Genomic DNA, 10183 nt, shown 5'->3' with positions numbered 1-10183 from the left:
CGACTGGAGCGACCCGGCCCAGGCGAAGGCCGCGAGCCGCTACCGCGACCGGACCATGGCGGAGACCGCCGTGTGGTGGCAGCGCCAGACCGGCGCGATCGCGCGCTCCGCCTCCGGCGAGACGGCCGCCTGGACGAACTCCGGCTCGTGCGGGCCGCAGGCGCCGTCGGTGATGTCCAGCACCGGATGGATCGACGGCACGGCGTGCGAGACGTTGCCCATGTCCGTGCAGGCGAACGCCTCGCGCTGCTGCGGCTCCGGGCGGCCCAGCTCCCGGGCGTTGGCCTGCCACAGGGCGATGAGCCCGGGGTCGGTGCGGAAGTCGAGGTAGTCCGGCTCCGGCCGGGTCAGCGTCACCTCGCAGCCGGTGGCGAGCGCGCCGGCCCGGAAGCAGTCCTCCACGCGCTCGCGCAACTCGCGCAGGTCCTCGGCGGCCGAGGCGCGGATCTCGTACTCGGCGGTGGCGTGGTCGGGGATCGCGTTGGGGGCCGTGCCCGCGCTCGTGGTCACCCCGTGCACCTTCCACTGCGACGGCAACTGCTGGCGCAGCAGCCCCAGGGCGACCTGGGCGACCGTCAGGGCGTCGGCGGCGTTGCGGCCTTCGTGCGCGTTGAGGCTGGGGTGCGCCGAGCGGCCCCGGTACTCGACCGAGAGCGTGCCGAGCGCGAACGAACGGAACTCCGCGACCTCGAACGGGCAGGGGTGCACCATCATCGCGGCGTCCACCCCCTCGAACGCCCCGGCCTCCAGCAGCAGCGCCTTGCCCGCGCCGCGCTCCTCGGCCGGGGTGCCCACGACCCGTACGGTCAGGCCCAGTTCGTCCGCGTACGGGGCCAGCGCGAGCGCCGCGCCCACACCGGCGGCGGCGATCAGATTGTGGCCGCAGGCGTGCCCGAGGCCGGGCAGCGCGTCGTACTCGCAGGCGATGGCCACGGTGACCGGGCCGGATCCGGCGGTCGCCGAGAACGCCGTGTCCAGGCCGTAGGCGGGGGCGGTGACGTCGAAGCCGTGGCCGCGCAGGGCCTCGGCGCACCAGGCGGCGGCTCGGCGCTCGGCGAAGGCGGTCTCAGGGTGTGCGTGGATGCGCCGGCTGAGCGACAGGAGCTCCTCACGATGGGCTGAAACGCGCTCGCGTATGGCGGATTTGAGGCCTTCGGCCACGGTCATGTACGGCTCCTGTGTCATGGGTGTTCGCTCCGCCCCGCGCAGGTCGGGGGCCGCTCTCACAAGCGATCAAAAAATAGCTTAGGCTTACCTAAGCTGACGCACCGGGGGGTCCGGTGTGACCAGGAACGTTTGCCATATTTCGGGAGTCCCCACGCATGCGTGACCACCAGGCCGAGACCACCCCCGCCGAACTGCCGCTGCTCGCCGCGCAGTCCGGCATCCTGTACGCCCAGGCTCTCGCCCCCGACAACCCGGTCTACAACACCGGTGACTGCGTGGAGATCAACGGCAGCCTGGACGAGGAGCTGTTCGAGCGCGCCCTGCGGCGGACCGCCCGGGAGGCCGAGACCCTCGCCCTCGTGGCCACGGCGGACGACCCGCCCGCCCAGCGCGTCGCCTCCGACCGCCCCTGGCCGCTGCACCGCCTCGACCTGCGCACGGCCGACCGCCCGGCCGAGGAGGCCGAGGCCTGGATGCGGGCCGACCTCGACCGGCCCGTCGACCTCACCGAGGGATCCCTGGTCACCCAGGCCCTCATCCGCCTGGCCGACGACCGCTACTGGTGGTACCAGCGCGTCCACCACTTCGCCGTCGACGCCTACGCCCTGACCCTCATCGGCCGCCGCACCGCCGAGATCTACACCGCGCTCGCCGCCGGCACCGAGCCCGCCCCCAACCCCTTCGGCACGCTGCGCGAACTGGTCGAGGACGAGGCCGAATACGCCGCCGGAGAACGCCACGGAGCCGACCGCGACTTCTGGCGCGAGCGGTTCGCCGACCGGCCCGAGCCCGTCTCCCTCGCCGACGGCCCCGCCGCCCCCGCCGACTTCGTCCTGCGCCACGGCGCCGAGCTCCCCGCCGGCTCCCTGACCCGCCTGGAGTCCGCCGCCCGGGCCGCCAGAGCCACCTGGGCCGAACTCCTCATCGCCGCCACCGCCGGCTATGTGCACCGCACGACCGGCGCACAGGACATCGTCCTCGGCCTGCCGCTGATGAACCGCCGCGGCCCCGCCGCCCTGCGCACCCCCGCCATGATGGTCAACGTCATGCCGCTGCGCATCGCCGTCCAGCCGCAGGACACCGGCGCCGAACTCCTGCGCCGCGTCGTCCTCGAGGTGCGGGCTGTGCGCCGCCACCAGCGCTACCGCCAGGAGGACCTGCGCCGCGACCTCGGCCTGACCGCCGCCGAACAGCCCCTGTTCGGGCCGATGGTGAACATCAAGGCCTTCGAGGGCGACCTGGAGTTCGGCGGGCTGCCCGGCATGGTGCGCAACCTCGCCGCCGGGCCCGTCGACGACCTCGCCGTGGCCGTCACCCCCACGCCCGACGGCGCCGTCCGGCTCGGCCTGGACGCCAACCCCGCCCGCTACGACGCCCCCTCGCTCGCCGCGCACGAGAGCGGCCTGCGCCGCTACCTCGACGGCCTCACCGCGCTGCTGCTGGACGACCCGCAGCGGCCCGTCGGCACCATCGACCTCCTGGACGCGGAGGAGATCCGCACCGCCACCGCGGGCCGCACCGAGCCCGCCGCCGAGCGGACCCTGCCCGAGCTGTTCGCGGACCAGGCCGCCCGCACCCCCGACGCCACCGCCGTCCGCAGCGGGGACACCGCCCTCACCTTCGCCGAGCTGGAACGGGCCGCCAACCGCCTCGCCCACGAACTGCGGGCCTCCGGCCTGCCGCAGGGCAGCGCGGTGGCGCTGGCCCTGCCCCGCAGCGCGGACACCGTCGTCGCCCTGCTCGCCGTCCTCAAGGCGGGCGGCGTCTGCCAGCCGCTCGACCTCGGCCACCCCGCGCAGCGCATCACCGCCGTCCTCGACGACACCCGCCCCGGCCGCGTCGTCGGCACCGCCGACGCCGTCCGCGGCCTGCCCGAGCACGGCGTCGCCACCCTGCTCCTGGACGACCCGGCCACCCGGGCCCGCATCGACGCCCGGCCCGCCACGGCCCCCGAGGCCCCCGCACCCGGCCAGGCGGCGTACATCATCCACACCTCCGGCTCCACCGGCCGGCCCAAGGGCGTCCTCGTCACCCACGCCTCCCTCGCCAACCTCCACGTCGGGCACGGCAGCGACCACATCGCCCCGGCCGTGCAGCGCACCGGCCGCGAGCGGCTGCGGATCGCGCACAGCGCCTCCTTCGCCTTCGACGCCTCCTGGGACCCCCTGATCTGGATGGTCCACGGACACGAGCTGCACCTCCTGGACGACGCCGCCTACCGCGACCCCGCCGTCCTGACCGCCTACGTCGACGCACAGCGCATCGACTACCTCGACGCCACCCCCTCCTACGTCGAGGCCCTCATCGCCGAAGGCCTCCTCGACGAGGGCCGGCACCACCCCGCACTCGTCGTGGTCGGCGGCGAGACCGTGCCCGAGCCGCTGTGGCACCGGCTGGCCGGCACCGACGGCCTGAGCCCCATCAACCTCTACGGGCCCACCGAGACCACCGTCGACGCCTACTACTGGCTGCCCCGCGGCCCCCAGGACGGCACCGCCGTCGGCCGTCCCGTGCGCGGCTCACGGGCGTACGTCCTCGACACCTCCCTGCGCCCGACGGCCGTCGGCGTCACCGGCGAGCTGTACATCGCCGGCGCCTGCCTGGCCGCCGGCTACCTGCGCCGCCCCGACCTCACCGCCGAACGCTTCACCGCCGACCCCTTCGGCGCCCTGCACGGCGAGAGCGGCGCCCGCATGTACCGCACCGGCGACCTCGTGCGCCGCCGCGAGGACGGCACCCTCGAATTCCTCGGCCGCGCCGACGACCAGGTCAAGATCCGCGGCTTCCGCGTCGAACTCGGCGAGATCCAGGCCGCCCTGGCCGCCCACCCGGCCGTGGACCGGGCCGCCGTCATCGCCCGCGACACCGCCACCGGCAAGCGGCTCCTCGGCTACGTCGTCCCCGCCGAAGGCGCCGGCGCCGACCCCGAGGCGCTGCGCGCCCACCTCGCGGAGCGGCTGCCCGAGCACATGGTGCCCAGCGCGATCCTCGCCCTGGACGCCCTGCCCCGCACCGCCAACGACAAGCTCGACGTCCGGGCCCTGCCCGACCCGGACCCGGCCGCCGTCGCGGGCGGCGCTCCCGGCCACAGCGGCCCCCGCACCGCCCACGAGGAGATCCTGTGCGGTCTCTTCGCCGCCACCCTCGGTCTGGACGCCACCCCCGCCCCGCAGGCCAGTCTCTTCGACCTCGGCGGCCACTCGCTGACCGCCGGCCGCATCGCCGCCCGCGTCCGCGAGAGCTTCGGCGCGACCGTCAGCCTCGCCGACGTCTTCCGCAACCCCACCCCGGCCGCGCTCGCCGCCCTCCTGCGCGACGCCCCCGCGGCCGACGGCGAGGAGCGCCCCGCGCTCACGCCCGTACCCCGCACGGACCGCATGCCGCTCTCCCCGGCGCAGAAGCGGCTGTGGTTCATGTACCGCCTCGAAGGACTCAGCCCCACCTACAACATCCCCCTCGTGCTGACCCTGACCGGACCGCTCGACCACGACGCGCTGCAGCTCGCCCTGAACGACCTGACGCACGCCCACGAGACGCTCAGAACGGTATATCCGGCCACTGACAACGAGCCCTACCAGCGGATCCTCACCGCCGACGAGGCGAGGACGCGCCTGCACACCGCGCCCGCGGGAGCCGACCTGACCGAGGCCGTCCGCCACTGCTTCGACCTGGCCACCGAACCGCCGCTCAAGGCGACGCTGTTCAGCGACGGCGGCGACCGCCACACCCTGCTCCTCCTCCTGCACCACATCGCCGGCGACGGCGCCTCCACCACCCCCCTGGCCCGCGACCTCGCCACCGCCTACACCGCCCGCGCCGCCGGCCGCGCCCCCGAACTGCCGCACCGGCCCGTGCAGTACGCCGACCACACCGCCTGGCAGCAGCGCCTCCTGGGCACCGCCGACGAGCCGACCGCGCTCGCCACCCGCCAGCTCGGCCACTGGAAGCAGGCCCTCGCCGGCCTGCCCGACCAGCTCGAACTGCCCACCGACCGGCCGCGCCCCGCCGTCGCGTCCTACGAAGGCGACACCGTCCCCTTCCACCTCGACGCGCGCACGCACGCCGCCCTCGAACAGCTCACCCGCACCACCGGCACCAGCGTTTTCATGGCCGTCCAGGCCGCCCTCGCCACCCTCCTCACCCGCTACGGCTGCGGCACCGACATCCCGCTCGGCACCCCCGTCGCCGGGCGCGACGACGACACGACCGCCGACCTCGTCGGCTTCTTCGTCAACACCCTGGTCCTGCGCACCGACACCTCCGGCGCCCCCACCTTCCGCACCCTCCTCGACCGCGTCCGCGCCACGACGATCGCGGCGTACGAACACGCCGACGTGCCCTTCGACCGGCTCGTCGAGGAGCTCAACCCGCCCCGCTCGCTGGCCCGGCACCCGCTCTTCCAGGTGATGCTCGCCTGGCAGTCGCTGCCCGACGCCGAGTTCGCCATGGGCCCGGGCCTGAGCGCCCGCTTGGACGCCGTCCCCTCCGGCACCGCCAAGTTCGACCTCACCCTGAACGCGGGCGAGCAGCCCGGCGGCGGCATATCCGGTTTCCTCGAATACCGCACCGACCTCTTCGACGCCGGCACGGCGGAACGTCTGGCCACCCACCTCGCCGGCCTGCTCACCGCGGCCGCCGCCGACCCGGACACCCCCGTCGGCCGGCTCCCCCTCCTCGACGCGCAGGAGCTGCACCGCTCCCTCGTCGAATGGAACGCCGGCCCGTCCACTCCCACCCCCTCCAAGCAGACCCTCGTCGAGCTCTACGAGGACGCCGCCCGCCGCCACCCCGACCGCACGGCCGTCACCTGCGAGGGCGCCTCCCTCACCTACGCGCAGCTGTCCGCCCGCGCCAACCGCCTGGCCCGGCTGCTCGCCGGGCGCGGCATCGGGCCCGGCGCCATCGTCGCCCTCGCCCTGCCCCGTTCCCTCGAACTGGTCACCGGCCTGCTGGCCGTCGCCAAGTGCGGCGCCGCGTACCTCCCGCTCGACCCGGACTACCCGGCCGACCGCCTCGCGTACATGCTCGCCGACGCCGCCCCGGCCGCCGTCGTCACCGACACCGCGACCGCCGCGCGCATCCCCGCCCACGACCTGCCGGTCGTCCTCGTCGACGGTACCGACGCCGACGCGTACGAGCCCACCGACCTGGACGACGAGGACCGCACCCGGCCGCAGCGGCCCGGCGACGTCGCCTACGTCATCTACACCTCGGGCTCCACCGGCCGCCCCAAGGGCGTCCCCGTCACCCACCACAACGTCGCCCGCCTCTTCTCCGCCACCGACCACTGGTTCGGCTTCGACGAGAAGGACGTGTGGACCCTCTTCCACTCCTACGCCTTCGACTTCTCGGTGTGGGAGCTGTGGGGCGCGCTGCTGCACGGCGGCCGGCTCGTGGTCGTACCCCACCTGGTCAGCCGCGACCCGCGGGCCTTCCTCGGCCTGCTCGCCGACGAGGGCGTGACCGTCCTCAACCAGACGCCGTCCGCCTTCTACCAGCTGATGGCCGCGGACAAGGAGCATCCGGGGCGGGAACTGGCCCTGCGCTACGTCGTCTTCGGCGGCGAGGCCCTGGAACTGGGCCGCTTGGACGACTGGTACGACCGCCATGCCGACGACGCGCCCACGCTCGTCAACATGTACGGCATCACCGAGACCACGGTCCACGTCTCCTACATCGCCCTCGACCGCGCCAGCGCGGCCGCCGGCGCCTCCAGCACCATCGGCGTCAACATCCCCGACCTGCGCGTCTACGTCCTCGACGCGTACCTCCAGCCCGTGCCGCCCGGCGTCACCGGCGAGATGTACGTCGCCGGCGAGGGCCTGGCCCGCGGCTACCTGGGCCGCCACGCGCTGACGGCGGAACGATTCGTCGCCGACCCCTTCGCCCACCTCTTCGGCGAGAGCGGCAGCCGGATGTACCGCTCCGGCGACCTCGCCCGCCGTCGCCCCGACGGCACCCTGGAGTACTTCGGGCGCGCCGACCACCAGGTGAAGATCCGCGGCTTCCGCATCGAGCTCGGTGAGATCGAGGCCGTCCTCGCCGACCACCCCGACGTCGCCGACGCGGCCGTCGTCGTCCGCGAGGACAGCCCCGGCGACAAGCGCCTCGTCGCCTACGCCGTCCCCGCCCGCGAGACCACGCCCGCCCTGCTGCGCGAGCACGCGGGCACCGAACTGCCCGTCCACATGGTCCCCTCCGCCGTCGTCCTCCTGGACCGCCTGCCGCTGACCGCCAACGGCAAGCTCGACCGCAAGGCGCTCCCGGCCCCCGACCTGGCCGCCGCCGTCACGGAGGGCCGGGCCCCGCGCGGCCCCCGCGAGGAGCAGCTCTGCGCGATCTTCGCCGACGTCCTGGGCCTGCCCCGGGTCGGCGTGGACGACAACTTCTTCGACCTCGGCGGCCACTCGCTGCTCGCCGTGCGCCTGGCCGGCCGCGTCAAGGCCGCGCTCGGCACCGACGTCGGCATCGGCACCATCTTCCAGGCACCCACCGTGGCCGCCCTCGACGCCGCCCTCGACGCGGCGGAGAGGACGGACGCCCTGGACGTCCTGCTGCCGCTGCGCCCGGCCGCGCCCGGCGACAAGGCCCCGCTGTACTGCGTCCACCCCGCCGGCGGCCTCAGCTGGTGCTACGCCGGACTGATCCGCCACCTCCCCGCCGACGTGCCGATCTACGGCCTCCAGGCCCAGGGCGTCGGCCCGGCCACCGCCGCCGAGCCGCTGCCGAAGACCCTGGAGGAGCTGGCCGCGCACTACGTCGACCGGCTCCGCGAGGTCCAGCCCGAGGGCCCGTACCGCCTGATGGGCTGGTCCACCGGCGGCATCATCGCCCAGGCCATGGCCACCCGCCTGCAGGACCTCGGCGCCGGGGTCGAGCTGCTCGCCATCCTCGACGCCTACCCCGCCGAGGGCTTCCGCGAGCTGCCCGTACCCGACCAGGCCGAGGCCCTCGAGGCCCTGCTCGCCATGGGCGGCTACGGACCGGACAGCCTCGAGGGCAAGCCCTTCGAACTCGCCCACGTCACCGAGGTGCTGCGCCGCGAGGGCTCCCCGCTGGCCAGCCTCGACGACGCCACCATCGAGGCCCTCAACCGCACGTACCTCAACACCAACCATCTGGTGCGGGCCTTCGACCACCGCGTCTTCGACGGCGACGTGCTCTTCTTCCGGGCCACCGTCGACACCATCGACGACGAGCTCACCCCCGACACGTGGACCCCCTATGTGACCGGGCGGATCGACAACACCGACGTCGCCTGCTCGCACAAGGACATGACCCTGCCCGAACCGATCGCGCACATCGCGAGCGTCATCGCCGACCGTCTGCAGAACCTGGAGAACTGACCCCATGAGCGACGCACCCGCCAACCCCTTCGACGGCGACGGGGAGTTTTTCGTCCTCGTCAACGGCGAAGGGCAGCACAGCCTCTGGCCGGGCTTCGCCGCCGTGCCGCAGGGCTGGACCGCCGCCCACGGGCCGTGCGCCCGGCAGGACGCCCTGGACTGGATCACCGGGAACTGGACCGACCTGACCCCGGCCGCCGCGCTGTGAGAGGCCCCGTCTTTTCCACAAGCAGGGCCGCCCGCATCGCCGTCGTGATCGTCTACACGGTGGCGATGTGCATGAACGGGCTCGACTCCACCATCGTCAATCCGGCGCTGCTCACCATCGCCCGTGACTTCGGCGAACCGGTGTCGGCGGCCAACACCGTCGAGGTGGCCTTCCTCGTGGCGCTCGCCGTCGCCCTGCCCGTCGCGGGCTGGCTCGGCGACCGCTTCGGCACGAAGAAGGTGTTCCTCGGCGCGCTCGCCGTCTTCACGGCGGCATCGGCGGTCTGCGGGCTGGCCCAGAACCTTCCGACGCTGGTCCTCGCCCGCGTCGTGCAGGGCGTCGCGGGCGGCCTCCTCACGCCGGTGGGGATGACGCTGCTCTTCCGGGCCTTCCCGCCGCACGAGCGGATGAAGCTGTCCAAGGTGCTCATCGTGCCGACCGCGCTGATGCCGGCGCTCGGCCCGCCGCTGGGCGGCTTCCTGACCGAGCACCTGTCCTGGCACTGGCTGTTCTTCGTGAACGTGCCGCTCGGCGCGGCCGCCGTGCTGATCGGCGTGCTGGGGCTGCGGGAGCACAAGGAGGAGCCCGAGGGCTTCGACCTGAGGGGCTTCCTGCTGGCGACCCCCGCACTGGGTCTGCTCACCTACGCGCTGGGCTTCGGCCCCACGCACGGCTGGAGCGCGCCCTCCGTCCTGGTCGCCGGTCCCCTCGGGCTCGTCCTGCTGGCCGCCGGGTGCGTGCACCTGCTGCGGGCGGGGGCGCCGCTGCTCCAGCTGCGGCTGCTGGCCGACAAGGTGTTCGCGTCCGCCACCGTGCTGGCGCTGGTCACCTCGGCGGGCCTGATGGGCGTGCTGTTCGCCTTCCCGCTGCTCTACCAGGCGGCGCTCGGCGCCTCGGCCCTGGACGCGGGCCTGAGCGTCTTCCCGGAGGCGCTCGGACTGATGCTGGCCTCCCAGGTGGCCGACCGGCTGATGCCCAGGCTCGGGCCCCGGTGGCTCGCCGTGCCCGCCCTGGTGCTGGCGACGGCCGTCTTCGGCGCGCTGGCCGTGCCGGGCGTGGCCGAGAACGCCTGGGCGGTGCGGGCGCTGATGTTCTGCGTGGGCCTGGTGCTGGGCACGGCCGTGCTCACGGTGCAGATCGCCGGCTTCTCGGACGTCCCGCCGCCGGCCATGGGCCAGGCCATGGGCCTGTTCACCATCGTGCGCACCCTGGGCGGCGCGCTCGGCATCGCGGTCACCGCCGCGGTGATCTCCGCCTGGGGCGGCTCCGGCACGCACGACGCGGACCCGGGCCCGTACCGGGCCGCCATCGCGGTCACCGCGGGCCTCGTCGCCCTCGGCACGCTGTGCGCGCTGCGGATGCCCAAGGAGGCCCCCGCGCCGCCGTCCTTCGACGACGAGCCGCAGGGCGAGGAGTTGCCGTCCGCGGCCTGACGGCTTGTACGACAGAGGTCCCGGACCGG

Annotated in this window: 4 protein-coding genes; 3 read left to right on the top strand and 1 reads right to left on the bottom strand. The window is 74.4% G+C overall.

Going from position 1 to position 10183, the window contains the following annotated elements; genetic code table 11:
• Positions 1 to 39: 39 nt before the first annotated feature.
• On the bottom strand, positions 40 to 1167 hold the full coding sequence (locus AB0G59_RS21650) for a M20 family metallopeptidase (protein WP_360913915.1): 1128 nt from the start codon (positions 1165 to 1167) through the stop codon (positions 40 to 42).
• Between the two features lie 155 nt (positions 1168 to 1322).
• On the opposite strand from AB0G59_RS21650, the gene AB0G59_RS21645 reads away from it, so the two are divergent.
• From AB0G59_RS21645 to AB0G59_RS21635, 3 genes are read left to right on the top strand one after another with little or no spacing between them, the layout of a single operon-like run.
• On the top strand, positions 1323 to 8513 hold the full coding sequence (locus tag AB0G59_RS21645) for an amino acid adenylation domain-containing protein (protein ID WP_360913913.1): 7191 nt from the start codon (positions 1323 to 1325) through the stop codon (positions 8511 to 8513).
• A gap of 4 nt (positions 8514 to 8517) precedes the next feature.
• Complete coding sequence (locus tag AB0G59_RS21640; protein WP_071963763.1) at positions 8518 to 8721, top strand: MbtH family protein; 204 nt, start codon at positions 8518 to 8520, stop codon at positions 8719 to 8721.
• Positions 8718 to 10154 carry an MDR family MFS transporter gene (locus AB0G59_RS21635; RefSeq protein WP_360913911.1) on the top strand — a complete coding sequence of 479 codons (1437 nt, stop codon included), beginning with the start codon at positions 8718 to 8720 and terminating at the stop codon, positions 10152 to 10154. The genes AB0G59_RS21640 and AB0G59_RS21635 overlap by 4 nt, the downstream gene beginning before the upstream one ends.
• Positions 10155 to 10183 lie beyond the last annotated feature (29 nt).

Origin of the sequence: Streptomyces sp. NPDC021096 (assembly GCF_040641275.1) — a bacterium.
Lineage (GTDB): Bacteria > Actinomycetota > Actinomycetes > Streptomycetales > Streptomycetaceae > Streptomyces.
This window is presented reverse-complemented; position numbering and strand designations above follow the sequence as displayed.